25 protein-coding genes and 1 tRNA gene are annotated in these 25,137 nt (G+C 65.1%); 12 read left to right on the top strand and 14 right to left on the bottom strand.

Annotated features, from left to right (window positions below; genetic code table 11):
• Positions 1 to 78 precede the first annotated feature (78 nt).
• Genes NKJ34_RS03160 through NKJ34_RS03145 form a run of 4 tightly spaced genes read right to left on the bottom strand, consistent with a single transcriptional unit; the run spans position 79 to position 7,766 of the window.
• A complete protein-coding gene (locus tag NKJ34_RS03160; protein WP_253736801.1) occupies positions 79 to 2,124 on the bottom strand; it encodes a SpoVR family protein in 2,046 nt (681 codons plus the stop codon).
• Positions 2,121 to 3,443, bottom strand: coding sequence for a DUF444 family protein (locus NKJ34_RS03155; protein WP_253736800.1), 1,323 nt, complete (start codon positions 3,441 to 3,443; stop codon positions 2,121 to 2,123). Before NKJ34_RS03155 ends, NKJ34_RS03160 begins: the two co-directional genes overlap by 4 nt.
• The gene (locus NKJ34_RS03150; RefSeq protein WP_253736799.1) at positions 3,434 to 5,698 is read right to left on the bottom strand and encodes a PrkA family serine protein kinase; all 2,265 of its coding nucleotides are present in this window, start codon (positions 5,696 to 5,698) and stop codon (positions 3,434 to 3,436) included. The genes NKJ34_RS03155 and NKJ34_RS03150 overlap by 10 nt, the downstream gene beginning before the upstream one ends.
• Positions 5,691 to 7,766: a PrkA family serine protein kinase gene (locus tag NKJ34_RS03145; protein WP_253736798.1), complete on the bottom strand. Its 2,076-nt coding sequence runs from the start codon at positions 7,764 to 7,766 to the stop codon at positions 5,691 to 5,693. The genes NKJ34_RS03150 and NKJ34_RS03145 overlap by 8 nt, the downstream gene beginning before the upstream one ends.
• Before the next feature lie 491 nt (positions 7,767 to 8,257).
• Between NKJ34_RS03145 and NKJ34_RS03140 the strand changes: the two genes are divergently transcribed.
• Positions 8,258 to 8,644: a DUF5820 family protein gene (locus NKJ34_RS03140; RefSeq protein WP_253736797.1), complete on the top strand. Its 387-nt coding sequence runs from the start codon at positions 8,258 to 8,260 to the stop codon at positions 8,642 to 8,644.
• A gap of 32 nt (positions 8,645 to 8,676) precedes the next feature.
• On the top strand, positions 8,677 to 9,120 hold the full coding sequence (locus tag NKJ34_RS03135) for a UPF0179 family protein (RefSeq protein WP_253736796.1): 444 nt from the start codon (positions 8,677 to 8,679) through the stop codon (positions 9,118 to 9,120).
• Here the strand turns inward: NKJ34_RS03135 and NKJ34_RS03130 are convergent.
• Together NKJ34_RS03130 and NKJ34_RS03125 are read right to left on the bottom strand one after the other, a co-directional pair.
• Complete coding sequence (locus tag NKJ34_RS03130; protein ID WP_253736795.1) at positions 9,117 to 9,920, bottom strand: M14 family metallopeptidase; 804 nt, start codon at positions 9,918 to 9,920, stop codon at positions 9,117 to 9,119. The genes NKJ34_RS03135 and NKJ34_RS03130 overlap by 4 nt on opposite strands.
• 69 nt (positions 9,921 to 9,989) lie before the next feature.
• Positions 9,990 to 10,835 (bottom strand): cytochrome c oxidase subunit 3, encoded by an 846-nt coding sequence (locus NKJ34_RS03125; RefSeq protein ID WP_253736794.1) that lies wholly within the window; start codon positions 10,833 to 10,835, stop codon positions 9,990 to 9,992.
• 104 nt (positions 10,836 to 10,939) lie between these two features.
• On the opposite strand from NKJ34_RS03125, the gene NKJ34_RS03120 reads away from it, so the two are divergent.
• The 3 genes from NKJ34_RS03120 to NKJ34_RS03110 all read left to right on the top strand — a co-directional run bounded on the left by NKJ34_RS03120 (position 10,940) and on the right by NKJ34_RS03110 (position 14,792).
• Positions 10,940 to 12,343 (top strand): hypothetical protein, encoded by a 1,404-nt coding sequence (locus NKJ34_RS03120; protein ID WP_253736793.1) that lies wholly within the window; start codon positions 10,940 to 10,942, stop codon positions 12,341 to 12,343.
• On the top strand, positions 12,340 to 12,615 hold the full coding sequence (locus NKJ34_RS03115; RefSeq protein WP_253736792.1) for a DNA-binding protein: 276 nt from the start codon (positions 12,340 to 12,342) through the stop codon (positions 12,613 to 12,615). The genes NKJ34_RS03120 and NKJ34_RS03115 overlap by 4 nt, the downstream gene beginning before the upstream one ends.
• Before the next feature lie 98 nt (positions 12,616 to 12,713).
• On the top strand, positions 12,714 to 14,792 hold the full coding sequence (locus tag NKJ34_RS03110) for a DUF7527 domain-containing protein (protein ID WP_253736791.1): 2,079 nt from the start codon (positions 12,714 to 12,716) through the stop codon (positions 14,790 to 14,792).
• Between the two features lie 51 nt (positions 14,793 to 14,843).
• On the opposite strand, the gene NKJ34_RS03105 is transcribed toward NKJ34_RS03110, so the two are convergent.
• Complete coding sequence (locus NKJ34_RS03105) at positions 14,844 to 15,149, bottom strand: hypothetical protein (RefSeq protein WP_253736790.1); 306 nt, start codon at positions 15,147 to 15,149, stop codon at positions 14,844 to 14,846.
• 181 nt (positions 15,150 to 15,330) lie between these two features.
• Between NKJ34_RS03105 and NKJ34_RS03100 the strand changes: the two genes are divergently transcribed.
• From NKJ34_RS03100 to NKJ34_RS03090, 3 genes are all read left to right on the top strand, one after another.
• On the top strand, positions 15,331 to 16,680 hold the full coding sequence (locus tag NKJ34_RS03100) for an adenylosuccinate synthase (RefSeq protein WP_253736789.1): 1,350 nt from the start codon (positions 15,331 to 15,333) through the stop codon (positions 16,678 to 16,680).
• A 45-nt stretch (positions 16,681 to 16,725) separates the two neighbouring features.
• Positions 16,726 to 18,012: a phosphoribosylamine--glycine ligase gene (gene purD / locus NKJ34_RS03095; RefSeq protein WP_253736788.1), complete on the top strand. Its 1,287-nt coding sequence runs from the start codon at positions 16,726 to 16,728 to the stop codon at positions 18,010 to 18,012.
• A gap of 139 nt (positions 18,013 to 18,151) precedes the next feature.
• Entirely contained in the window at positions 18,152 to 18,706 is a 555-nt protein-coding gene (locus NKJ34_RS03090; protein WP_253736787.1) for an acyltransferase, read from the top strand.
• Here the strand turns inward: NKJ34_RS03090 and NKJ34_RS03085 are convergent.
• Complete coding sequence (locus NKJ34_RS03085) at positions 18,692 to 19,816, bottom strand: M24 family metallopeptidase (protein ID WP_253736786.1); 1,125 nt, start codon at positions 19,814 to 19,816, stop codon at positions 18,692 to 18,694. The genes NKJ34_RS03090 and NKJ34_RS03085 overlap by 15 nt on opposite strands.
• Before the next feature lie 277 nt (positions 19,817 to 20,093).
• Here NKJ34_RS03085 and NKJ34_RS03080 point away from each other — a divergent pair, with 277 nt between their 5' ends.
• Complete coding sequence (locus NKJ34_RS03080; protein ID WP_256488539.1) at positions 20,094 to 20,390, top strand: PadR family transcriptional regulator; 297 nt, start codon at positions 20,094 to 20,096, stop codon at positions 20,388 to 20,390.
• Positions 20,391 to 20,441: 51 nt separating this feature from the next.
• On the top strand, positions 20,442 to 21,308 hold the full coding sequence (locus tag NKJ34_RS03075; protein ID WP_253736785.1) for a COX15/CtaA family protein: 867 nt from the start codon (positions 20,442 to 20,444) through the stop codon (positions 21,306 to 21,308).
• Here NKJ34_RS03075 and NKJ34_RS03070 read toward each other — a convergent pair.
• From NKJ34_RS03070 to NKJ34_RS03060, 3 genes are all read right to left on the bottom strand, one after another.
• Complete coding sequence (locus NKJ34_RS03070; RefSeq protein WP_253736784.1) at positions 21,305 to 21,499, bottom strand: DUF8106 domain-containing protein; 195 nt, start codon at positions 21,497 to 21,499, stop codon at positions 21,305 to 21,307. The two genes, NKJ34_RS03075 and NKJ34_RS03070, sit on opposite strands and share 4 nt — an antisense overlap.
• A gap of 244 nt (positions 21,500 to 21,743) precedes the next feature.
• Positions 21,744 to 21,817, bottom strand: a tRNA-Lys gene (locus NKJ34_RS03065).
• A 50-nt stretch (positions 21,818 to 21,867) separates the two neighbouring features.
• Complete coding sequence (locus tag NKJ34_RS03060; protein WP_253736783.1) at positions 21,868 to 22,143, bottom strand: helix-turn-helix transcriptional regulator; 276 nt, start codon at positions 22,141 to 22,143, stop codon at positions 21,868 to 21,870.
• A gap of 163 nt (positions 22,144 to 22,306) precedes the next feature.
• Between NKJ34_RS03060 and aglJ the strand changes: the two genes are divergently transcribed.
• The gene (aglJ, locus tag NKJ34_RS03055) at positions 22,307 to 23,359 is read left to right on the top strand and encodes an S-layer glycoprotein N-glycosyltransferase AglJ (RefSeq protein ID WP_253736782.1); all 1,053 of its coding nucleotides are present in this window, start codon (positions 22,307 to 22,309) and stop codon (positions 23,357 to 23,359) included.
• A gap of 4 nt (positions 23,360 to 23,363) precedes the next feature.
• Here aglJ and NKJ34_RS03050 read toward each other — a convergent pair whose 3' ends face one another.
• Positions 23,364 to 23,690 carry a hypothetical protein gene (locus tag NKJ34_RS03050; protein WP_253736781.1) on the bottom strand — a complete coding sequence of 109 codons (327 nt, stop codon included), beginning with the start codon at positions 23,688 to 23,690 and terminating at the stop codon, positions 23,364 to 23,366.
• Positions 23,691 to 23,789: 99 nt separating this feature from the next.
• On the opposite strand from NKJ34_RS03050, the gene NKJ34_RS03045 reads away from it, so the two are divergent.
• Positions 23,790 to 24,011 (top strand): ribbon-helix-helix domain-containing protein, encoded by a 222-nt coding sequence (locus NKJ34_RS03045; protein ID WP_253736780.1) that lies wholly within the window; start codon positions 23,790 to 23,792, stop codon positions 24,009 to 24,011.
• A 1-nt stretch (position 24,012) separates the two neighbouring features.
• On the opposite strand, the gene NKJ34_RS03040 is transcribed toward NKJ34_RS03045, so the two are convergent.
• Together NKJ34_RS03040 and NKJ34_RS03035 are read right to left on the bottom strand one after the other, a co-directional pair.
• Positions 24,013 to 24,441, bottom strand: a complete 429-nt coding sequence (locus NKJ34_RS03040; RefSeq protein WP_253736779.1) for a JAB/MPN domain protein-containing protein — start codon at positions 24,439 to 24,441, stop codon at positions 24,013 to 24,015.
• Entirely contained in the window at positions 24,441 to 25,130 is a 690-nt protein-coding gene (locus NKJ34_RS03035; RefSeq protein ID WP_253736778.1) for a hypothetical protein, read from the bottom strand. The genes NKJ34_RS03040 and NKJ34_RS03035 overlap by 1 nt, the downstream gene beginning before the upstream one ends.
• Positions 25,131 to 25,137: the final 7 nt, after the last annotated feature.

Here is a 25,137-nt window from a genome sequence, read left to right as displayed (position 1 = left end):
TTTTTATGCTAGCGCTGATGATTCGGCTGGCTTGCTGACCCTGTTAAATGAGTACCGTCCGTCGACTGACGTGTCGAGTCACGCCAGCCAGTCGTCCGGTTTGGTGTCGTAGTCGACCTCGCTGGCTTCGATGGCGTCTTGGAGTGCCGGTTCGAGATCGAACTCCTCGTGGCTCTCGCCATCGTACCGGAGTCGGACGCCGACTTCCGTCCCTTCGGGTTCCCGCCCGCGCCGCCGGGCGACTTCGAGTTCGTGGTCGTCGTACTCGGTACGGATCGTCATCAGATTCACCGGCCGACCCCAGAGGTCGAACACCCGTTCGAGTACCTTCGTTGCCTCCGCGATATCGAGTGCGACCCCGTTGTAACGGTGGCCCAACAGGAGTTCCCCGCGGTTGTCGAAGTTCCCGTCGTACACGGCGATCGAGGGCTTGCCGAAGTTGGTAAACTGCAACAGTAGCTTCCGTTTGACGTCGGCGGCGGCCGTACTGGCCACGCGGTACTCGCTGCCGGCATGGGAGTACTCGTACGTGAAGTAGTTGTTCTGGCGGACGAACTCCCCGGTGAGGAACGCGTCGACGAACGTCACGTCGTTGTGGCTCTCGCGGACTTCGCGCATCCGATCCCAGCCCGCGGTGTAGTCGACGTCGGCCAGCGCCGCCTCGACACTGGCGTACTTCTCGTCGTCGAACATGTACCGCGCGAGCTGTTCCAACTCGGCGCGGTCGATCCGCTTGAGGAATCCCCTGTTTTGGCGTTTGGCCAGCGAGAAGTGGCGTTCGGCCAGCCCCTCGTAGGTCAGCAGCTTCCACGGGTAGCGGTCGGCGTCGACCGCCTCGGGATCGTCGGGATCGAGGTGGCCATCTCGGGTGGCGATCGCCCGCTCGATCGCCTCGGCGTCGACTCGCGGGTCACCCGCGTCGGCCAACTCGGCCAGTTCGTCGAGCCGGCTGGCGTCGGCGCCGGCGATGACGGGGGCGGGCGCGAGCAGTTGGGCGACGTCCTCGAAGTCGACGGCCTCGCTGAAATTGCGCCACGTGACGCCCTCGACGCGGAGCAGTTTGTCGGCGACCTCCTTGCGGTTGGTCGTGTTTTCGAGGTGGTCCCACAGCTCCTTGCCGAGTTTGTAGGGATTCAGCCCCGGCGAGCCGAGCACGCGAGCCTGATGGTCGGCGTAGGTGATGAACTCGTCCGTCCCCGCGAAGCGCTCGTCACCCATCATCAGCGACTCCCAGTAGGCGGCCCACCCCTCGTTCATGATCTTGGTCATCTTCTGGGCGGCGAAGTAGTAGGACTCCTCCCGGAGGCGTTCGATCACGTCGGTCTCCCACTCCTCGCGGTCGACCGCCTTCCCCGCGTCGGGATCGAAGCGCTTGCCGTGGTCTCTGAGGAACGCGATCACGTCGAGCCGCGGGTCGTCGATCCCGGCCGCGTCGTCGGCCTCGGCCCGGTCTTCGAGCCACTCATCGTCGAAGACCTGCTGGCGAACGTCATCGGAGAGCCCCAACTGATCGAGCCGGTCGCTGATGTCGTCGAGGTCGGGGTCGTCGGGATCGGTGTCGGCGGCGGCCAGCGGCCGGTGTTGATCGATCGTATCCTCGATACAGAGCACCGCGTCGATCAGCCGCTCGACTTCGGTGCGATCGATTTCGGGGTCGTCCATATACTGCTCGATAGCCTCGCCGTGACGTTCGAGCATGGCGGCGGCGTCGGGATCGCTGCCGTCGGTCCCGCGGTCGCTGTAGAGGCCGAACCAACTGTTGTTGGCGAAGAAGTCGGCGTGGGCCTCGACGTGGGTGATGACCGCCTTCTGGTCGGCCATCGTGTTCGACTCTTGGAGGAACGCGTGGCTCGGATTGTCGTTATTGACGATCTCGAAGGCCTTCCCCATCCCGAACTGGTCTTTCTTCTGCTGGCGGTCGTAGGCCATCCCCCAGCGCCAGTGTGGATACCGGTCCTGAAAGCCGCTGTAGGCGATGAGTTCGTTCATCTCGTCGTGGTCGACGATCCAGTAGTTCACCGGGTAGGGCTCAAGCCCGAGTTTGCGTGCCAGTGCCGCCGCTTCCGTCACCGGCTCGTCGAGTTCGGCGGCGATCCGTCTGGCGTCCAATCGTTCGTCTTTCATTGTGAATCACTCTCCGCGTCCTCGGTGCTGAGGATCTCGTAGATCGCCTCGATCACGTCGTCGGGACCGGTCACCCGCGTCACCGCGACGTTGCCCGCCGAGCCGAGGGCGCGTTCGACCTCCTCGGCGTGGGTGGCGTTGATCGCCGTCCCGCCGGGCTGGGTCTCGACATAGGCGTGCAAGTTCGCGGGGATCTCACGGATCAGCGGCACCACCCGATCCTTCGTGTCGTTCGAGGAGTTCTCGGAGTCCCCGGCGGCGAATACGTAGCGGTTCCACTCGCTGAAGGGGTACTCCTCCAAGATCTCGGCGGCCAGTTCGTAGGCCGAGGAGATTCGGGTCCCCCCACCTGAACGGATGCCGAAGAACTCCCCGCGGTCGACCTCCCAGGCGTCGGCGTCGTGGGCGATGTAGTGGAACTCGGCGTTGTCGTACTTGCCGGTCAGATACCAGTCCAGCGGTGTCAGCGTCCGCTCGACGAGTTCCCGCTTCTGTTCACGCATCGACCCCGAGACGTCCCGGATGTTGATGACGACGACGTTGCGCTCCTTCTTCTCGATGATCTCGGGATGGCGGTAGCGCTCGTCCTCACGGCGGAACGGAATTTCCTTCAGGCCGTCCCGGCGGATGCGCTGGCCGACGGTCGTTCGCTCAACGTTGTCCTCGAACTCCTCGAACGTCGACCACTTGGTGCGCTCCTCTGCCGGGATCTCGTTGTAGGCCTCCTCGATCCACGCAAACGAGACGGGGATCCGCTCGCCGCGGGCCCACTCGAAGACCGCTCGGGGACCCTTGCCCTCTACCTTCAGGGCCTCGCGGATGTACTCGTCGTCGAAATCCATCGCGAGCTTCCGCTTGAGCCCGCGTTTGAACAGCTCCTCGAAGTCGAGGGTTCCCTTGGGGCCGACCTTCGTGACGTCGGTGAAGTCGCCCTCGACCTCCTCGACGACGCGTTTGCCTTTGGGTTCGAGATCGAGGCCGAGTTCCTCGTCGAGTTCCTCGGCGAACTCCTCGGGATCCATCTCGTAGTACTCGTGGTCCGCCCCCTCCTCGCCGGGGTCGCCGTCCTCGTCGCCCTCGCCCGGTTGGGGCGGGCCGACGGGCTGGCCGGGTTGGGGGGTGCCGCCCTGTCCTTGGCCGACACCGCCCATCGAGCGTTTGTCGTAGCTGAACTCCGGGAGGTCAACGATCTTGACGGGGATCTTCACCTGATCCGGCCGCGAGCCGCCGAGGTCGCCGTAGCTGATGAACTCTTCGAGGTCCTGTCGGCGCTGATCGCCCACCTCACGAAACCGGTCGATGTCATCTCTCAGTCCCATTTGTGTTGCACCTCACGCATGACTGCCCGCGTGGTCAGTTCGGCCGACGCCGGCGTGTACTCGCCGTCGCAGAGCCGGTCGACCGTCTCCCGTTTCAGCCGCTCGGTCTCGGTTCCCGCCGGCGGGTCCTCCCACTGCCGGGGATCGAAGTCGGGGTAGATCCGCTTGACGTCGGCCCAGTCGTAGGTCTCCAAGACCGCCCGGATCACCGGGATCGAGGTGAGGTCGACGTTGTCGATCGAAAACCCCTCGTCGCGGTGCTCCCAGGCGTACCGGTTCAGCGCGGTGATGACCTTCTCCCGGCGGAACGCCTCGACCTCGGCCGAAGGTGCGTTGCCAGTGTAGTCGCTCCCGTCGAACCGCCCGAGGTGTTCGGTCTCGAACACCTTCATCAGGAGTGGGTCGGGGTCGACGCGGCCGCGGTCGGTCTCGACGGTCCCGTCGCCGTCCCACGCGTAGACGTGTTCGACGTACTCGGCGACCGTCTCCGTCGAGACGCTTTTGTCGGCCAACAGTGCCTGCAGGACGGCGTGTTCCTGCTGTTCGAGCACGAAGTCTTTCACCGCGGGTAGTCGGTTCTCGTATTCGGCGGCCTCGGCCCGCGAGAACACTGGTGCGGTCGACAGCGACTCGGCCATCGCGTTCAGCACGTCGGCAGGCATCACCACGTCTTCGACCGGATGATCGGGGTGGGCCCGACCCGTATCCTCGTGGAGCAAGTCGGCGATGATATCGCGGGTGTAGGTGACCGGAATCCCGTGGCTCCCGTCGGAATCGGCCGTGATCTCGAACTCGCTGATCTCCCGGCGCTCGTCGCCGTCTTGGAGATAGCCCTGCTCGAACATGCGGGCCTTCTCGATCAACGACAACTCCGAGGGCACGTCCTCGCCGTCGAGCCGACTGACGACGCTGTACATCGCGGCCGCTCCGATAGCGAACGGCGCGAGTTCGCGCTGGCGCGTCTCGCCGCGGCCGTCCCGGATCGCGATCGACAGCGGGGCCCGCACCCGGGTTTCGATCTCGTCGTCGTCGAGATCAGCCCAGACGCTCGTTTCGGCCGTCAGCTCCCGCCGGATGAGTTCGGCTTCCAGCCGCCGGTTGGTCAGATACTGGAACTCGTGACGATCGAGTCGACGTTTGAGCGCCTTCAGCGGGTCCCGCCCGTTGCGGTCGGCGTACTGGTCGAGTTCGGCATCGAGATCCGGGTTCGAGATCATTACCAACTGCGTGTCGATGTCCATCCCGATCCCTTTGTCCAGTTTCACCCGCCCCTCGTCGGGGACGTTCAGGAGCTTGCGGAGCAGATCCGCATGCTGGCTCGCGTCTTCGACGATCGTGATCAGTCCATTGCCCTGCGACAGCACGCCGTCGTAGCTGAACGCCTGTGGGTTCTTCCGCCCCCGAGAGTCGAGTTCACGCAACATGCCGGGCATCCACGAGCCGACGAGTCGCTCCTTCGGGCTGCCGTCGTCCTCGGAGTGGAGGATACCGATCCCCCGTCCCACGTCGACGATGTAGTTTTTCACCCGAAGGTGACTGTCGTCGGTGATCGACGAGAACAGCTTGCGGGTGCCGGCTTCCCGGTACCGCGATTCGAGGTAGTCGTAGGCCTCCCGGCTGAAGGGGTCGAGTTCGCCGTCGACGACGATCGGCGGCCCCTCCGGATCGAGGTCGTTGAGTCGGGCCAGCAGGTCCTCGCGGACGGCCTTCGGAAAGATCGCAAGCGGGTGAACCTGTACCGGGCTCTCGTACCACTGGTCGTCGTCACTGGCGTCGTCGCCGTAGCTCAGCCCGCGGCTGTTGTCCGCGCCGGTGATGTTCCATTCGAGGGTGTAGCGCCGTCCCTCCGGCGTCTTGGAGTACTCCCGGAGGCCGTTGACCAGACAGCGCTTGAGCTCCGATTTGCCCGTCGCGGTTGGGCCGTCGAACCAGATGATCTTCTCACCCTTGCCTCTGTTCGCGGCGATCGTCCGCAGGTCGTCGACGAAGGCGTTGAGTACCGCGGTGTTCCCGAGAACCGCGTGTTCGCCGTCGTTGTGCGGATCGTCGAAAAAGCGGTAGCGCTCCCGCTCTTCGCCCTCTTCGATCACCGTCCGGGTGTCCATCGACTCGATAGCGGCCAGCAGGTAGCGGCTGGCGTGGGCCGCGATGGATGGCGACTGGAAGGCCGCCTCGACGTACTCGTCGAGGCCCATCGGACCTTCGTAGGCCCGCTGGAGTTGGCGGTCGGCGGCAGTGATGTAGTCTTCAGACATCTTCTTCGAGCTCGCTTTTGGCGACTTCCGCCCCGGCGAACTCCAACACCTCGCGGGCCCCCTCCTCGGAGTACCCCTGCTCGCGGAGCGCGTCGACCCACGCGCTGCGTTCGTCGTCGTCGAGTTCGTTCGCCGAGACCAACGCCGAGAAGTTGATGTTGTGTTTCTTGTCCTCCCAGAGCTTCCGTTCGAGGGCGCGGCGCAGACGGTCGTTGTCCTGCGGGTTGAAGCTGATCCCCTCGCGGGCCCGCCGGGAGACCCAGTTGGAGACCTCCTGCCGGAAGTCATCCTTTCGGTCTGCGGGAATGTCGAGTTTCTCCTCGACCGACCGGAGGAACGTCTCGTCGGGCTCCTGCTCGCGGCCCGTCAGCTCGTCGGCGACGGTCGCGTCGTCGATGTAGGCCATCACGTGGTCCATGTACTTCTCGCCCTGACGCTGGATCTCGTCGAGGTCGTAGGCGAGTGCGTGGCGGACGTCCTCGATGGCCCGATTTTTGTACTCCTCGCGGACCATCTCGAGGTAGCGCTGGTAGCGGTCGATGTTGTCCTCGGGGATCGAGCCGTGGGTTTCGAGGTTCTCCTCGAAGTGCCGGAACGTCGACAGCGGACTCAGGTAGCTGCGGCCGCGGTGGGTCGAGTCCATAATCGCCTCGGCGATCTCGTCGCCGATGAATCGTGCCGAGACGCCGTCCATCCCCTCGGCGATATCCGCTTGGGCCTCGCCGTCCTCCCGGAGCTTCTTGACGTCGACGTCGTCGTCCTCCAGCTCGCCGTTGTAGGCTTTGGCCTTCTGGATCAGCGTCACCGACTCGTCGTTCGGTTCGACGATCCGCGTCAGCACGCCGAAGAGGCCAGCCATTTGGAGCGTGTGTGGCTCGATGTTCATGTTCGGCACGTCGGCGTTCCGGAGCATCTTGCCGTAGATCTCGGCTTCCTGCTCGTATTCGAGGACGTACGGGTAGTCGATGCGTTTGGTCCGGTCGTTGAACGCCTCCATCTTCTCGTCGCCCTTCTTCTCGCGGTATTCGGGCATGTTCGTCCGGCCGACGATCACCTGATCGATGTCGATCCGAGGGTTGTTCTTGGGTTTGATCGTCTGTTCCTGAGAGGCATGCAGGAAGTCGTAGAGGAACTCCCGCTGGAGTTTGAGCAGCTCCTCCCCGGAGAAGATGCCGCGGTTGGCGTTACAGAACGCGCCGGCGTAGTCGAAGGCTCGGGGGTCGGACTCGCCGTAGATCGCCAGTTTCGAGTAGTTGACGTCGCCGGTGAGTTCGGTCTCGTCTTGGTTCTTCTTGTCCTTCGGCTCGAAGGTCTCGACGGCCTGCCGTTTGTTCTCGCTGGCGACCAGTCGGACGATCTCGATGTGGTTGTTGAACACCGCTTCGAGGTCGTCGTCGTACTCCGCCAGCAGCTTGTCCATGTAGAACTCGCTGGCCGGATCGAGATGCTGTTCGTTGCGGATCGTGTACGGAGCCTCGAGCTGTTCGTTGAGCCCCTCAATGATCATGTCCCGCTGCTCTTGCGGCAGCAAGACGAGCGGATCCTGATGCATCGGCGACTCGACGGTGTCGTCGGCGGGGTCCTGATCGCGGATGACGTCACAGAGGTTGACCCAGCGGAAGGTGTACATGCGACCCTCCTCCTGCAAGGTGTAGTTCTCGAAGTACCTGCGGACGAGCCAATCGAAGTGGGATTTGCCCGAGCCCACCGGTCCCAACAGGAGTTTGATTCGCTTTTCGGGGCCCAGCCCACGGGCACCGGATTTGACTTTGTTGACGAACTCGTGGATCGACTCGTGGACCTCCCGCCCGTAGAACACGTTTTCGCCGTCGTGTAACGGGTCTTCGGAAGCCATCGTGTACTCGACCACGCCGGCGTCGTCGTCGTAGGTGGTGCCGTAGTGGTCGAACATGTCGGCAACGCGCTGGTGGGCGTTGCGGGCGATCCGCGGATCGTCGGTCACCTCGTCGAGATACCAGTCGAACGTCTTGGCTTCGCGGAGGTCTTCCGGAACCGATGCTTGGTAGTGCTGACTGAGGCTTTCGAGGGTTTGTCTGTCGTTGCTCATTGTATCACTGGCCGCAGGGTCGACACGGACTGGGTCGGACGCGTCGACCGATTGTGGCCGGAACTCGAACGAAACCACGGCTACTGGCGACCACATGGACGCCGCAACCGAGTCTCGTGTGTGGCATGGATGTGCATACCACTCCACTGGACCGAACACCCGGTCGGCGACGAACAACGAACGACATCGAGAACCAACGAACGGCGCGCGTGGAGAGGTGTGTTTGCCCGGTCGGGAGACCGAGACTATTTGCATTGTGTTTTTTGGAACGTATAAGGCTTTCTCCGAGACGAGCGTGCCGTGACTGGTCTGGCCGAACGTGTCGGCCGACCAGCCGGCCGTCTCGGTACGACGGGGACATCGGACGAGACAGTCTCGTCGGCCGGGAGTAGCCACGCCGATGCGACGGACGGCGGATCTTACCGGCGGTCGACGATCTGCCGACGGTCCGGTGGCGGGGGGTCTTAGTAGTTCGGTGGCTAACGACGCTTATGACCCTCGCGGAGCTTCCGACAGGCTGGCGCGTCTGGAACGAGGAACCCGACGGCCGCATCATCCTCGCCTACCGGCCCGACGTATTCGATTCCGAGACCTTCCCCGCGCCCTGTCTGCCGACGATCTACGTGACCAACGGCTCGCCACAGCGTCGACCCGGCGCTGGCTCGGTCGAGACCGACCACTGGCAGGTGAAACTGTTCCTCGAACCCGAGGTCGCGGTCGGTACCGACAGCTTCGACGACCGGCCGGCGGCCATCGATGGGGCGATCGAGACCGCCCGCGCCTTCGACGACGGCGGGGTCGACTACCGTGCGGCCTATCAGGTCCCCCGCGAGGCGTATCTCGACCGGCTCGACGAACTGATCGGCCGGGAGGAGTGAAGGTTAACAGGGTTCCGCGCCCAACCAGTTGTATGTCGACTGTCACGCTGATCGGCGACCGGCTCGCGGAGGTCGGCCGGGAGTTCGTCTACCGCGGGGAGGCCGCCGGCTGCGAGGGTTGTCCCTACCGCAGCCAGTGTCTCAACCTCACCGAGGGGCGGCGCTACCGGATCACGGGGATCCGGGAGAACGCCCAACTGCTCGACTGTGCGGTCCACGACGCCGGCGTGCGGGCCGTCGAGGTCGAGCCCGCGACTATCGCCGCCAACATCGACTCCCGAGGGGCCTACGCCGGCAGCAAGGCCAGCCTCGAAGGCCCCTGTCCCCACACCGAGTGTCCGAGCCACGAGTACTGCGTCCCCGAGGGGGCCGACTTCGACACCGAGTACCGGATCGTCTCGGTCGAGGGCGAGCCCCCACACGACCACTGCCATCTCGATCGGTCGTTGACGCTGGTCGAACTCGGCGAGGATTAGGCGACCCGGCCGGTTTTCTCGGCGACGTAGCCGAAGATGTCCTCATAGCCCGCCGCGGAGAACAACACCGGATAGAAGTCGGTATCGGCGTACAGCGGCTCGCCGTCGACCGCGGCGAAGGCGGTCCCCGCCTCGACCGGTTCGAAGTTCTCGACCAACACCTCGTAGCTGTCGCCGTCGGGTTTGTAGATCGGTTGTCGGAGCCGGAATACCGCGACCGTCTCCGGGTCGGGGATGTCGAACCGGTCGTCGGCCGCGGGGGCGGGCAGCGCCCCGGTGGCGGCCAGAAACGCCCGCAGGAGGTCGTACCCGGTGTCGGCGGCCGCCTCGGTCCCCTGGAGTCCGCACTCGACCTCGATGGTGTGTGGGTACTCGATCAGCCGCCCGTCGGTGTGGGCATCGGTTTCGATCAGCACGTCGACCGGAAGCCGCGGGTAGATCGCGCGAGCGACCTCGTCGACCGACCGGATGACGCCCATCGGTTTCGGCGTCGACTGCGTGGAGTGGAGCGCCAGCGTCGTACAGCCCTGAATCTCGCGGGCCAGATCGTGGGCCAGCCGCCGTTCGTGGGCTGCCGCGTCCGGATCGCCCGGAAACACCCGGTTGAGATCCGCATCGAGATAGCGCTGGCCCGCCCGCAGGGCCGCCTCGTTGGCGACGATCAGCTTGACCGGCCGTTCGACGGCCGGCTCGGCGGCGAGGAGCCGGTCGATCGCCCGAGGGCCGCAGGGCTCGTCGCCGTGGATTCCCCCGACGACAGCGACTTCGGGGGTACCCTCGCCAAGCTCGTGGATTCGCATTACAGAACTGAAGACAGTCGGGGCATTTGACCCCCGCGATCCGTCTCGGGGGGTCGACCGCACCGGCGATTAGGCCTGTCCCGCACCGAGATAGAGGACGACGACGAGGAAGATCCAGACGGCGTCGACGAAGTGCCAGTACATCGAGGCGGTGCTGACAGAGAGGTGTCGATCGGCGGAATACTGACCGTAGAGCCCGCGGACGAAGACGATAGCGATGAAGACGACCCCGAGCATGACGTGGAGGCCGTGGAGGCCGGTCAGCCCGAAGAACGCCGAGCCGTAGATCCCTTCGGCGTAGGTAAAGCCGTACTGACCGATGAACTCGAAGTATTCGAGGGCCTGGCCGCCGAGGAAGACCACGCCGAGGAGGACGGTGAGCCCCATCCCCCGGAGGAAGTTGGTGCGGTCACCGTTCCGGATGGCGACGTGGGCCCAGTGGAGGGTGAACGAGGAAGCCACCAGTACGGCGGTGTTGGCCAAGATCAGCGAACTCACCAGATCCGGCGTCGTCGCCGGCAGCGTCCACTCCGCGCCCGCACGGAAGTAGAAGTAGTAGGTGAATATCGCGCCGAAGGTCGCCAGTTCCGAGCCGAGGAAGGCGATCATCCCCCACCGGAGCGACGAACTCCCGCGGTCGGAGACCTCTCGCGTCCAGAACTTCGTAATGAAGGCGTGGTAGAGCCAGCCGTAGATACCGGTCAAAAACAGTCCAACGCTGCCGACGACGACCGCCGGCCCGGCCAGCGGGTGGACCAGATCGGCGATGATCCAGAGGGCGACTCCGACGTAGATGCCTGCGCCACCGAGGGCGGTCATGAACGGCCACCAACTGGCCTCGCCGAATCCCCGCGGCCAGTCCTCGACTGCCGGCAGGTGGTGGTCGTCGTGTCCGTCGTCCGTTTCGGTACTCATACCAACTCGTTGCAAGCCGGTGACTAAAAATCCTCCCAACCGTCGTCGCCGCTGAACACGTCGGAGTCGCAAGCTACTCGTGTCGGTGTGTCGTAACGCTGCCAATGGATCGTCGACGGCTCGGCACACACGCGAGTGTCGGACTTCTCGGGGCAACGCTGGCGGTCGCACTGCTGAGCACCCCGGGAGTAGCCCACGCGGCCGGCCTCCGGGAAGCCGGTGCGTCGACCGTCACCGTCCCGACGTGGCTGTTTTTGACGACCGGCGGCGGCGCGGTCGGAGCCTCCTTCCTGCTGGCGTCGTTCGTCACCGACCGGGCGTTCATCCGCTCGTTCCACCAGTGGCGTCGGCAGCTCCCGTCGCCGGGCCGACTCGTCGCCGGTATTGGTCGACTAACCGGCGTTAGTCTCCTTCTACTGACCGTCTACGTCGGGTTCACCGGCCCGTCGACCGGGCTCCGGAACTTCGCGGTCGTCTTCGTCTGGGTCGGTTGGTGGGGTGGCTACGTCGCCTCGACGTACCTCCTCGGCAACACGTGGCCGACGCTCAACCCGTTTCGCACAGTCGCTGACCTGTTCCCGACGCTTGATCGGCCGTACCCCGAACGGCTGGGGGTGTGGCCGAGCGTCGTCGGCTTGCTCGGGCTGATCTGGATCGAGGTCGTCACCCCGATGGCCGACGACCCACGACTGTTGGCGTCGATGGTCGTCGCCTACACCGTCGCCTCCGTCGCCGGCGCGGTAGTGTTCGGTTCCGACGTATGGTTTTCGTCCGTCGACCCGATCTCCCGGGCGTTCGCGCTATTCGGCCGGTTCGCCCCGTTTTCGCGGACCCCAGAGGGGATCGCCGTGCGGCTGCCGGGGATGGCGCTCACCGATACCGACCTCGTGTCGGGGCGTGACGAAGTCGCCTTCGTCGTCTGTCTGCTGTATGTCACCACCTTCGACGGCTTCGTCGCCACGTGGCTCTGGGAGGCCTTCGCCGTCGCCGTGGTCGGATTGGGGCTCCCTCCGCTGGGCGTCTATTTCGTCGCCTATCTCGCCGGCTTCGGCTGCTTTCTGGCGGCGTTCTGGTGGGCGATGGGGTTGGCCCGCCGCTACGGGTCGACCTACATTACTCGTGAGTCACTGGCTAATCGCTTTGCGCCCTCGCTGGTGGCGATCGCGGTCGGCTACCACCTCGCCCACAACCTCGCGTTCGTCGCCGGGTTGGTGCCCGCGCTAGCGGTCGTTGCCGCCGCCCCACTGTCGCCACCCCAGCAACCGCCGGTCCTCGCAGGGCTCCCCGGTTGGGTGTCGGGCATCGAGATGGCCCTCGTCCTCGCCGGCCACATGGTGGCGGTGTGGGTGGCACACGCGGCGGCCTACGACCTGTTGCCCGGTCGACTGGCGGCGATCAAAAGCCAGTACGGGATCACGCTCGTCATGGTCGGCTACACGATGATCAGCCTCTGGGTCGTCACCACGCCGCTGGTCGAGCCACCGTTCATTTCGGGAGGCGGCCCATGACGGCTGATCCCGGTCCCGAAACCCGAATCCCCGAAACCGAGACGCCGGTAGTCTGTCCCTACTGCGGGTTCGAACTGCCGGACGACGAACAGTGTCGACTCCACGTCGGGCTGGAACACTACGGCGAACTCGGCGAGGCGGAACGCGAGGCGTTCAAACGGAGCTACACCGAGGAGGAGGCCGAACTCAACCGGTTTCGGATCGTCGCCCTCGGCGCGTTAGTGGCTCTCTACTTCGGCTTTCTCGTCGTGTACGCCCTCCTTGCGGTCTGAGCTTCGATTAGGGCGCATTTAATTCATGATCAGAACTACGAATAAAATGTGCGACGGTCCGGAAAGTATTTCAGTCGTCTGTAGCGACCTTATGCCAAATGGATCGTGAGATAGTCGACACCGTTACGGGGTGGGAGTCGACCCCGCTCAGCGGTGGCTACGAGGGATTACGCGGGCTCGCCGACCGGGAGTTCTCGGGGGCAGTGACCGCTGGGTCGGCGTGGGGGTTCATGCTCAACGGCCGGCTGATCGCAATCAGGGAGGGATCGCTGTCGGCCTTCGAGACAACCGATGGCACCGCCTACGAGTCGCCCGATCCGGCCCTGCCGCTGCTGTATGCGATGTACGGCCGTGGGGAGAAACAGGCCGAGTACTATTCGAACGAAAAATCGATTTCGGAGGCGGATGCCACGCTCACTTCGGGGAGTTTTACGGGGTATATCGAGCTATCGGAGAACGTTCTTTCGGGGGACTACTATACGGTCTACTACGGCGGCAAGTCGATGAGTGCCGCCTTCGTCGGCAACAGCAAGCGGCTTCTGACCGGCGACGAGGCCTTCGAGCGTGCCGACGACGAGGTGGGCATCTACACGGTCTACGCCGCCGATCTCGACGTGATTGATATCCCGGAGGCCGAGGACGCCACGGATGACGAACCGAGCGCAGACGACTCGGCCGACGAGGACAACGAGGGCCCGACCGCCGGTCGGTCGGCGCACGACCAGCCGACAGCCGACCGTGGCGTCACCCCCGAGCCGACTGACACCGGCGGATCGGGAGACACTAACGACTCGGCGACGACCGACACCGACCCGTCGACCGCCGACCCTGCCGACGACGCCGGATCGGTGACGCCGACCCCGTCGGGGTCGACGGCCGGCGGGCGGTCGACCGACAGTGACACATCGACGGCGACCGGGGGCGCCGACCGGGCGGCGTCGACCGACAGCGAGGCGTCGGCCACGAAGCCGCGCCCGGAGTCGGGGACCGCGGCGAACGGCACCGGTGGGCCGCAGGCGGCGACTGCGAGGTCGACGGCCGACGGGTCGAGCGACGACGTGTTCAGCAGCGAGGCCGAGTGGCGGAACACCAAGACGATCCCGTCGCTCGATCCGAGCAGCGATTCGGCCGACGATCGGACGGAGTCGACCACCCGTTCGCAATCGACCGGTCGGCAGCAGTCGGCGTCGGGCTCCCAACTGTCCCGCACACAGCTCAAAAAACGGCTCAAGCGCGCCGAGAAGGTCATGGACAAAGCCGAGGAGCGACACGAGGCGCTGATCGAAGAGCGGGACGCGGCGATCACCGAGCGTGATGCCGCCCGCGAAGAACTCGACGACGTCCGCGAAGAACTCTCGGCGGCCCGCGCCGAGGTCGACCGGCTCGAAGCGAAACTCCAGTCAGCCGACGCCGGCGGCGGTTCGACAGCCGGCGGGAGCGACGCGGCGGCCGGCCGCTCGCTGTCGACGACTGAGGCCCTCGAGGGAACCAACCTGCTGGTGCGGTACGCCTCGAAAAGCGATGGGACCCTCGAAGACGCTGCCGCCGGCGAGTCGACGCAGGCCGACGTGCGGTCGAACATCCGGATCGAACCCCACACCACCTTCGACACGGAGGGCGCCAGCGTCGACGGCACGCCGTTCGAGACGTTCCTCGATGGACGGATCGAACTCGCCTTCGTCCGGTGGCTCGCCGAGGAGTTCCTCTTCGACATCCAAGAGACGGGCAACCGAAACGACCTCAGTGCGATCTACGAGACGATCCCAGCGATCAACCGCGCCGAACTCCGCGGCAGCGTCGACCTCGGCACCGACGAGGAGGGCGACACGCTGTCGGCACAGTTCGATGTCGTCGTCCGGGACAAACGCGACCGACCGCTGTTCGTCGCCGAGTTCAACGAGTCGAAACAGCCGGTCGGCGGCGGGATGATCGAGTCGCTGGTCCGGGACGGCAGCGAGATCGTTGCCCGTGACGACAGCTTCGCGGCCGCCTTCGGCGTGACGACGAGCTACTACAAGGGGGCGGCGCTGGATGCGGCGGCCAACGCCACCGGCGGCGGCTTTTTGAGCGCCAGCCGCGGCAAGAGTTTCGTCTACATCTCCAGAAAACAGGGGTTCCACCTCTGTCTGGTCGAGCGGCTCGGCGACACCTTCGACCTTCACGTCCCAGAACTGTAAGGCACGACCGATCGGCGCGTCAGTCGAAGCCGACGGGAAACACGAACGACTTCAGCCTTCGATCTCGGCGGCGTCGTCGATGCGCATCGTCCCGAGTTTCTCGACGATGGAGTCGATCTTGTTGTCGAGGTCGTCGACGAACTCCTCGGTGTGGTCGGTCTGGATCGCGCCCTGACTCGAGGGCTCGATCAGGTTCTCCTCTTCGAGGACCCGCAGCGAGTACCGTACCTTGTGATGAGGGTAGCCGGTCTCGTTGGACATCTTGACGATCCCGATCGGTTCGTTCTCGATCACCATCCGGAGGACCTGGAGGTGCCGTTCGAGCATGTCGACTTCTTTCTCAAGTCTGTCTATCATGACACATGCTAACTTGTCTTGGTTCGTTTTAAAGGTTGCTGTCCGAGCGGGGAAAACTGGTCGTTACCGTACACGAACCGGGTGGGAGTAGTTAACAGTTCGGATTCCGTGTCACAGTGTCACGTCCGGAATAGAGCGGACCGTAATCGGTTTACCCACCGGTTGTGAACCGACGGCTGTTATGACCGTAACTATCGTCGGCTCCCAGTTGGGCGACGAGGGCAAGGGTGCGCTCGTCGACATCTGGGGCGGCGACGCCGACGTCGTCGTCAGATATCAGGGCGGCGACAACGCCGGCCACACCGTCGTTCAAGACGGGACGGAGTACAAGCTCTCGTTGGTCCCAAGCGGGGCCGTCCGCGGCAAAGTTGGAATCCTCGGCAACGGCTGTGTCGTCAACCCCGAGACGCTGTTCGACGAACTCGACACGCTCCGCGAGAAGGGGCTGGACCCGGACGTGCGGATCGCCCGCCGGGCCCACGCCATTCTCCCCTACCACCGCGTACTCGACGGCATCGAAGAGGAAGTCAAAAGCGACTCCGACCTCGCCGCCGGCACCACCAAACGCGGCATCGGGCCGACCTACGAGGACAAGGCCGGCCGGCGCGGCATCCGGATCGGCGACATGCTCGACCCCGAGGTGCTTCGGGAGCGACTCGAATACGTCGTCCCACAGAAGCGCGCGGTCGCCGAGGAGATCTACGGCCTCGACGTCGACGAGTCGGACCACGCCGACGCCTTCGACGTCGACGCCCTCTTCGAGACCTACAACGAGTACGGCCGGCGCTTCCGCGAGGAGTCGATGACCGTCAACTGCGGGGACTTCCTCGGCCAGCATATCGATGACGGCGACGAACTCCTCTTCGAGGGGGCACAGGGCACCTCTATCGACATCGACCACGGTATCTACCCCTACGTCACCTCCTCGAACCCGACCGCTGGCGGCGCGGCCGTCGGCACCGGCGTCGGCCCGACCGTCATCGGCCAAGGCGAGGTCGTCGGCATTGTCAAAGCCTACCTCTCGCGTGTCGGGACCGGGCCGCTCCCCACGGAGTTGGACGGCGACGACACCGAGGAAGAACTGGCGGACTTCATCCGCGAGAAGGGTGGCGAGTTCGGTACGGTGACGGGTCGACCGCGCCGGATCGGCTGGCTCGACATGCCGATGCTCCGGCACGCCGCCCGCGCGAACGGCTTTACTGGAATCGCGGTCAACCACATCGACGTGCTGGCCGGACTCGACGAGGTCAAGGTCGGCCACGCCTACGAACTCGACGGCGAGGAGATCGAGACGATGCCCGCGACCACCGAACGGTGGGGCGAGTGTGAGCCCGTTCTCAAATCCTTCGAACCGTGGGACGAGGTCGACTGGGCCGCCGTCGCCGAGGAGGGGTACGAGGCGATCCCCGAAGCCGCCCGCGAGTATCTCGAATACGTCAGCGAGGAAGTCGGCGCGCCGATCTACGCCATCGGCGTCGGCCCCGGCCGCGAGGAGACGGTCGTCCGAGCCAACCCCTTCGACTCACAGTAGCTGCCAAAAGCAACACTTACGGCTGTTTGTCGACCTTGCTGGGGTATGAGCGAAACCGTCCTGTTAGTCGGTGGTGGCGGCCGCGAACACGCCATCGCCCGCGCGCTGGCCCCTGACTGTTCCCTGCACGCCGCGGCGAGCAACCGGAACCCCGGCATCATCCGTCTGGCCGATGGCTTCGAGCAACTGAGCGAGACCGACGCCGAAGCGATCGTCGACTACGCCGAATCGGTCGAGGCCACCCTCGCCATCGTCGGCCCTGAATCCGGCCTGCAGGCCGGCGTCGCCGACGCCCTCGACGAGGTGGGCGTCTACACCTTCGGCCCACAGTCCGAGGAGGCCAGAATCGAGACGGACAAGGCCTTCCAGCGGCGCTTCATGAAGGACAACGACATTCCGGGCTGTCCGGTCTTCGAGACGTTCGACGACATGGAGGCCGCCTGCGACTACATCGACGACTCCGAGATCGACCTCGCAGTCAAGCCCGCGGGGCTGACTGGTGGCAAGGGTGTCAAAGTCATCGGCGATCAGGTCGACAAGGAGGGCGCAAAGGAGTACCTCCGCGAGGAGGACTACGACCGCGTGGTGCTCGAAGAGCGGTTCGTCGGCGAGGAGTTCACCCTGCAGGCCTTCGTCGCCGACGGTGACCTGCGAACCACTCCTGCCGTACAGGACCACAAGCGCGCCTACGAGGGCGACGAGGGTCCCAACACCGGCGGGATGGGCAGCTACAGCGACACCGGCTTCGAGCTGCCGTTCATGAGCGACGGTGACTACGAGCGGGCCGTCGAGATCATGGAGGCCACCGTCGAAGCGATGCCCGACTACAAGGGGATCCTCTACGGCCAGTTCATGCTGACCAGCGAGGGGCCGAAGGTCATCGAATACAACGCCCGCTTCGGCGATCCGGAGGCGATGAACACGCTGCCGGTCCTCGAGACGCCGTTCCTCGACGTGTTGACGGCCGCGCGCGATGGCGAAGCACTCCCCGAACTCGAATTCTCCGGTGAGGCGACCGTCTGCAAATACGCCGTTCCCGCGGGTTACCCGACCGATCCCGATTCGGGCGCGAAGATCGCGGTCGACGAGGAGACGGTCGGCGAGGGCTTGCTCTTTTATGCCAGCGTCGACGAGCGCGACGACGGCCTCTACACCACGACCTCCCGTTCCTTCGCCGTTGTCGGTTTGGCCGACAGCATCGACGCCGCCGAGGCGATCGCCGACGACGCGCTCGCCGCGGCCGGCGACGGCCTCCGCATCCGTCACGACATCGGAAAGGCCGATCTGGTCCAGCAACGGGTCGACCACATGGCCGAGCTCCGCGACGACTGAGCAGGCACTCACTTTGCACGTCCCGCTGCTGCGACGGCGTGTCTGTGGTGTGAGTAGAACGTGGCTACGGCTACCGAGTCAGTAGTAGCCGGTGGCTACTGCGGGTGCTCTTTTACCGATTCCCGACAAACAGCGACTCGTGAGCTCCGAAGCCGACGGCCCCGAGCGTCGACACGATCGCCTCAACCGCCACCCGACCCCTGGCCGGCGCAATTCACTGTGGTCGTGGCCCGAGGCCAAGTCGCCGCTGCGAATCGTCGTCAACTACATCGTCGTTTGGCTCGTCCGTCTGTCGCCGAGTCTCCGGATCAAAAACTGGCTCGTTCGGCAGTTGGGCGCGACTGTCGGTGAGGGCGTCGCGTGGGGACTGGAGTCGACGCCGGACGTGTTTTGGCCCGAACTGATTACGGTCGCGGACCACGCGATCATCGGCTACGACGCCACGATCCTCTGCCACGAGTTCCTGCAGGACGAGTACCGAACCGGCGCGGTCGTCGTCGGCGAGCGGGCGATGATCGGCGCTGGCGCGGTGATCCTGCCGGGCGTCGAGATCGGTCCGGGTGCGCAGGTCGCGGCGAACTCGCTTGTGGCCCGCGACGTGCCGGCCGGTGAAACCGTGGCCGGCGTTCCGGCCGAACCAGTCGACCGGGAAACCGGGAGTGAGTCCAGCGGAGGCGACTCAGTCGATCCGTAACGGCGCAGGACGCCGGAGCGTCAGCGCCGCGTCGACGGCCGACACCGACCGGGTCGGCCAGGAGTCGGTGATCGTCAACGGCTCGATATCCGTCTCGGTCACCAGCACCGTCCCCTCGCTTTTGGCTCCCTGAACGGTCGGGTTCCACGCGTAGGCCTGCGGTTGGACGATGGTTTCCGGCCCATCGGGGGTGGCGATCCACTCCCGGCCGGCGAATCCGGCCGCCCCACCTTGGTGGTGGTGCTGCCACTCATCGGGATAGCCGACCGCCTCGTAGGCCCGCTGGATCGCCCCGAAGACGTCGCCAGCAGTCGACTCCTCGCGGGCGGCCCGCTGTGTGGCCGCCAACGCGGTCGCCTCGACGCGAGCGGCTGCTTCGAACCGATCGTCGAGCCACGCCGGCGCGTCGAAGTCGACCGTGCGGGTCGTACTCGCATACAGGCCGCCACGCTGTGCGGTCACCGACACCAGCGCGTAGTCGCCGAGACCGGCAGTAGTCGGTGTATAATGACGGTACTGTCGGGCGCGTTCGCTTCCTCCGACGAGTACGACCGGCGCGGCGATACCACGGGCCTCGAGCGCGGCCCGCAGGTCGGCGGCGACCGACTGTTCGGTACGGTCGGCCGACAGCCCGCGACAGACGGACTCGACGGCGACGGCCGCCTCCCTGCCGAGTTCCCGATATCGTTCGATGTCGAAGGCGGCCAGCGGCTGTCGCAGCGCCGAGAGATCCGGCTGTTCGAAGCCCGGCACCTCGAAATCCGCAGCCGCCGGCGTCGGGGAGACGGCGGCGACGTGGTCGGCCAGCGAGTCGGCATACCAGTCGACGGCGGTGACTGAAAACGCCGCGGGAAGCTCCTCGTCACGCAGGCGCGGGGGCTCGATGTTGTTCGTGAGTGCGCGAAACCCTGCTTCGCGGCTGTAGCCGACCGCCGCGACGCCGACCAGCGAGTCGCGGTCGACGACGACCGAGCCGCCGGTCAGCCACGCGGCGTTGTTCGGCCGGGCGAGCCACAGCGCGTCGAGTCCGCGCTCGTCGAGAAAGGCCGTCAGCCGGCGACGGCGCTCGTCGAGCTCCGAGGTGCCGTGTATCGACGATCCGTTGCACATACAACGGTCGACAGGCGGTGGCTACTTCAATCCGAACCGATCGCCCCGCGACCGCCACCTAATCTCGAAATCGGTACACAGACGGTGTGAAACCGATGTTAGGAATCGGCTACCAGCAGTAATCGTCGACTACTATGTGCGTCTCTGGATCGCAGACACCGTTGCTCACAGCAACGATAGTTAGCAGTAACTAAACAGGTTAGCGACAGCGTTGTTCGGTCATTATACATATTTTCCACCGACTAACAATACCGGGTTAGGATGTATGTCGGATCGTATGACCCAGATATTCGAACTGACCGGTTTCCAGCGCGACCTCCTGTACGTCATCGCGGGCTCCGAGCGGCCCTCGGGGCAGACGATCCGGCGGGAGATGGAGAAACACGTCGACAACGTCAACCACGGCCGGCTGTATCCCAATCTGGATGCGCTGGTCGAACATGCACTCGTCGAGAAGGGGAGCCAAGACCAACGAACCAACTACTACGAACTGACCGAGAAGGGCCAAGAACTGATCGAGGACCGGCGGCGGTGGGAACAGCAGTACGTCTCGCCGAAGCAGGAAGCCCAGTAGTATCGGCGCGTTCTCGCCACAGATAAGTAGCCGCCGCCCGAAGGGCAACTGATGACGAAACGCCCCGACTGGCTGTCGTTCCGGCGGTTTGCGGCGTTTACGACGGCGCTCACGCTGTCGCTGGTGAGTCTCGGCGTCTACACCGCGGCGACCGGCTCTGGACTAGCGTGTCAAGCCCAGTGGCCGCTGTGTTCCGACCAGTTGATCCCGGCGCTCACGATCAACCCCGACTTCATCGAGTGGTTTCACCGAGTCGTGGCGATGATCACCGGGTTTTTTATCCTCGGGACCGCCGGCTGGGCGTGGCGACGTGAGGACCGTCGACCCAAACTGACGGCCACGCTTGCGGTCGTTCTGCTGCCGCTCCAGATCACCGTCGGCGCGGTCACCGTCACCATCGGCGGGCTCGTCCCCGGCGGCTACTCGATGCCGACTCACGCGGCCCATCTGGTGGTCGCGCTGTCGATCTTTACGTTGTTGAGCCTGACGACGCTGCTTGCCGCCCGCGATCACCACCGCCGGCCGCCGCGGACTCGCAGTCGACTCGCTTTCGTGGTCGCGCTCGTGGCACTGTTGGCCGGTGGGCTGTTCAGCCGTGGCGTACCGCTGTTGAACTACTCGCCGGGCGCACAGGCGTGGTTTTACGCCGTCTCGCTGCTTGCGGTCGGAGCGCTGCTGGCGGCGCTGGTCTGGCTGCCCGCAGCTGACCGACTGAGCCGTCGGCTGGCCGGAAGCGCTCTTGCCGTGCTACTGGTTACGATGCTTCTCGGTCGCGATCTCGTCGCGTACACTGCCGCCGTCCAGCGCATCAACTTCGCGCTGTACTTGCTCGCACTCGGTCTTGTGGCTGCCGCCGGCTGGCGGCTCCGCGAGGGCCAGCAGGCGGTGCCGGCCGGTCGATCGTCGACGAGCGACTAACCCGGCTCGTCGTCGAACCGCTCGCGGACGGTGACCGTCGCGTTGCAGCGTGGACAGAGGAGCACATCGCAGTCGGGCTGTGAGCGGACCACCCACGGCCCGTCGGGGGGTCCCTGATACTCACAGCCGTGACAGAAGAGGACCGTCTTTCGTCTACGTGATGTCTGTTTGGTGGAGGGCTGCCCGTTCATACGTTGTCGTAGCAGCCCGACGGCTATAACCCTGTTTGCGATGATCGTTGCTGGAAGACGTGGTCCTGCATTGAAACGTGGCGTGACCTATCGACTGTCGAACGGCGGCCGTCAGCCGGACGCCACGGCGAGCGGTCGACGACGTTCGGAGACTGGTGTTCGGTAGTGGCGCAGCGTGTCTGGTCCGACCACAGACCGGACGCGATAGTCACATCGCTCTTGGTGAGTGTGTTCGAAGCAAAAACGGGCTGGACGCGATTTGAACACGCGACCGACGGATTAAGAGTCCGTCGCTCTGCCAAACTGAGCTACCAGCCCTCACCTACCCGTATCCGGCAGACCCTAAAAGGCGTTTCCTTCTGCCGGCGTCAGTCAGCGAGGTTGTCGTCTTCCCACTGCCGCCGGGCGTCGATGGCTTCGTGGGCGTCGTCAGTCAGCGTATAGAGGTTCGTCCGCCGATCCTTCTGTCCCTTCTCGACGTACCCCTTCTCGACGAGGGTATCGAGGTTTGGGTAGAGCCGCCCGTGGTTGACTTCCTCGTCGCGGTACTCCTGGAGGGACTCTTTGATTGCTAATCCGTAGGGTTCGTCGAGGCCACTGATAGCGTAGATCAGATCCCGCTGAAACCCGGTCAGATCATACATCGTGTGCCGGTAGGTTTCGCGCCGTATAATATCATTCGTTGTTTACTGCACAAATTTAATCTTTGCTATAATTAATTATAGATTCGGAGAGATGAATCCCACGCCGAAACGAAGAGTCGGAAAACGAACACAGTTTTATCCGCTGGCTCGTGACACCACAGTAATGCCACCGAGCGCGGATATCTGTGTCCTCCTGCCGACTCTCGACGAGTCGGCGACTATCGTCGACGTGATTCGGTCCTACCAGGAGGCCGGGCTGGACGACATTCTGGTGGTCGACGGGGGATCCAGCGACGGCACCCGTGAGCTCGCCGCCGAGGCCGGTGCGAGGGTGATGACCCAGTCGGGCGAGGGGAAAGGGCAGGCCATCCGCGAGGCCATCGATCGGATCGACGCCGAATACGTCCTGATGGCCGACGCGGATATGACCTACCGGGCGACCGACGCCGAACGAATGCTCGAACCGCTGCTCGTCGGCGACTTCGAACACGTCATCGGCAACCGGTTTGCCGACATGAAACCCGGGGCGATGACCCGACTCAACCGGATCGGCAACCGGCTCATCAACCGCGCGTTCGCGTTCATCCACGGCGAACAGTACCACGACATCCTCTCGGGCTACCGGGCGTTCCGAACCGACTCCTTCCGGCAGCTCACCCTGTCGGCCGACGGCTTCGGCATCGAGACCGAGATGGCCGTCGAGTGCGCCAAAAAGGGGATCAAAACCGAGGTCGTCCCGATCACCTATCGGCCGCGCCCCGACGGGTCGACGACCAACCTCCACCCGCTGAAGGACGGCGGCATCATCTTTCTGGAGCTCTACCGCAAGGCCAAAACCAGCAACCCGCTGTTCTACTTCGGCAGCGTCGGGCTCGTCTCGACACTCACAGGCATAGCGCTGGCGGCGTTCGTCATCTACCGGTGGTTCGTCGACAGCGTCGGCCACGAGATCATCGCTGTCGGCGCGACGGCGGCGATCCTCTTCGGCGTCCAGCTGTTGATGTTCGGCGTGCTCGCGGATCTGATCCTCTCGCTGCACCGCGAACAGCTCGGCCGGATCGACCGACTGGAGGCCGACCGCGAGACCGACGCGGACGGCTCGGCGGATACGGCCGACACGGACAGCTCGGCGAATACGGCCGACACGGACAGCTCGGCGAATACGGCTGAGGCCGCCGACTCGACGGCCGCCGAGGCGACGACGAACGTCGACTGAGCGATCAGAACGGTAGCAGCGTCCGCAGCCGGCCGAAGACGCTCGTACCGGCCTGCTTGCGGTGGTCTTCAAAGACCGGATGGAGGGTGTCCAGCAGTGCCGACTCGCTGTCGAACTCGTCGTGTGGGAGCCGCGCCAGTGCCTCCCGGAGTTCGATGGTGTTTCCCGCCCCGTCGACCGGGATGGCGGTGTCGTCGACCGCCTCAACCAGCGCGGCACTCGTCGTCGGGAACTCAACGTCGGCCTCCTCGAGCCGGGCCGACAGCGCGGCGATACCGAACTCGATGACATCCGGCTCCGAGCTGTCGTTCTGCGGCGGTCTGGCTCCCATCGCCAGCCGATTCGGACTCGATTCCTAAAAACCCACCCACACGCGCGGTCGGCCGAGCGAAACACGTGGTTTATGCGGCCCGCTGGCCGTGTGGTCGGTATGGCCGAGTACACGACCGTCTCGATCCCGAAGGACCTCGCCGAACGCGTCGAAGAGACCATCGAAGGCACCAGTTTCACGTCGACGAGCGATCTGGTCCGGTTCCTCCTGCGGAGCATCGTCATCCAGCACCAACGAAACGAGGCGGCCGATGAGAAACTCACCGAGGATCAGTTCACCGAGATCACCGACCAGCTCCGGGATCTCGGCTATCTGGAGTAGTCTACTCGATCGATTCGACCGGCGGTTCGGCGTCCAGTCGGACGAGCTCCAGTCGGCTACCGCTCCGATCGAATGCGGTGACCGTCCCGGCATCCCACGGCGGGACCGCAACGAGCACGACCCCCGCCAGATCGTCGGTTTTCGTGATCCCCTGCGGGCCGGTCGGGTGGGAGACGAACCGGGCCTGTGCGCCGCCGGAGGGCGTCCCCAGATCCATCCCGAAGACCGCGTTGACCGAGCCGGCGGCGTCGGGCAGATAGAAGTGAGTCAACACCGGCGTTGCGGGATCGAGATCGCCAAGCCGACCGTCGACGCCCGCCAGTTCGCCGGCGTCGGTCGCGGCGATCGGGACGTTGGCCTCTGCGGGCTCGCGGTCGGCGGCGAACTCGATGAGGACTTCGAGGAGCCCTTCGGTCGCGTAGAGAGCCACTACGACCCCGTTATGAACTGCCTAACGGTCTTGCCGTACAGCGATAGCGCCGTGGCCTTCGAGGATGCGAGCGCCTCGTCGAGTGCGGCCCCGGCGTCGGTACGTACGCCCTCGCCGTGGCCGACGAGGATCCGCTCGGGACGGTATCCCGACAGCGCCGCCCGCGGCGGCGTCAGTCGCAACATGGGGTGGACGCCGAGCGGTTCGTCGTTGGCCAGGAAGTAGTCGGCCGCACCGACCGACTCGGGGACGACGAGCGTCCCGGTATCGGCGTTGTAGAGCCCAGCTTCCTGCCACGGCGGGAGCGAGGAATCACGGATCCGAAACAGCTCGTAGCCCGACTCGCCGAGTTCGACCGTCACCCGCTCGATCGGGGCGTCGATCTCGCCGGCGACCCCGGTCATCCACCGCGGAATGTGGACCGAGACGTCGTGTCGACGGGCGATCGCCGCGGCATCGCGTTTGTGGCGGTCGAGACAGACGACGACCCCGGCGACGTCGCCGAACTCCGCCAGCAGGTCGTCGAGGCCGTCGGCGTCGACCGGGTCGACGAGCCAGACACCGTCGTCGGCCGCCAGCGCGTGGCTCGCCCGCTGCATCGTCTCGTCGGGGTAGGCGATCCAGCCGACGCCCTCCTCGAATCGGTCGATCTCTCGGAGGCGCGTCGATCCGTCTCCTTTCATTGGCATAGCTACC

Source organism: Halohasta salina, assembly GCF_024178165.1.
Taxonomy (GTDB): domain Archaea; phylum Halobacteriota; class Halobacteria; order Halobacteriales; family Haloferacaceae; genus Halohasta; species Halohasta salina.
Note: the sequence above shows the minus strand (reverse complement) of the source record. Positions and strands in the feature narration are given on the sequence as shown.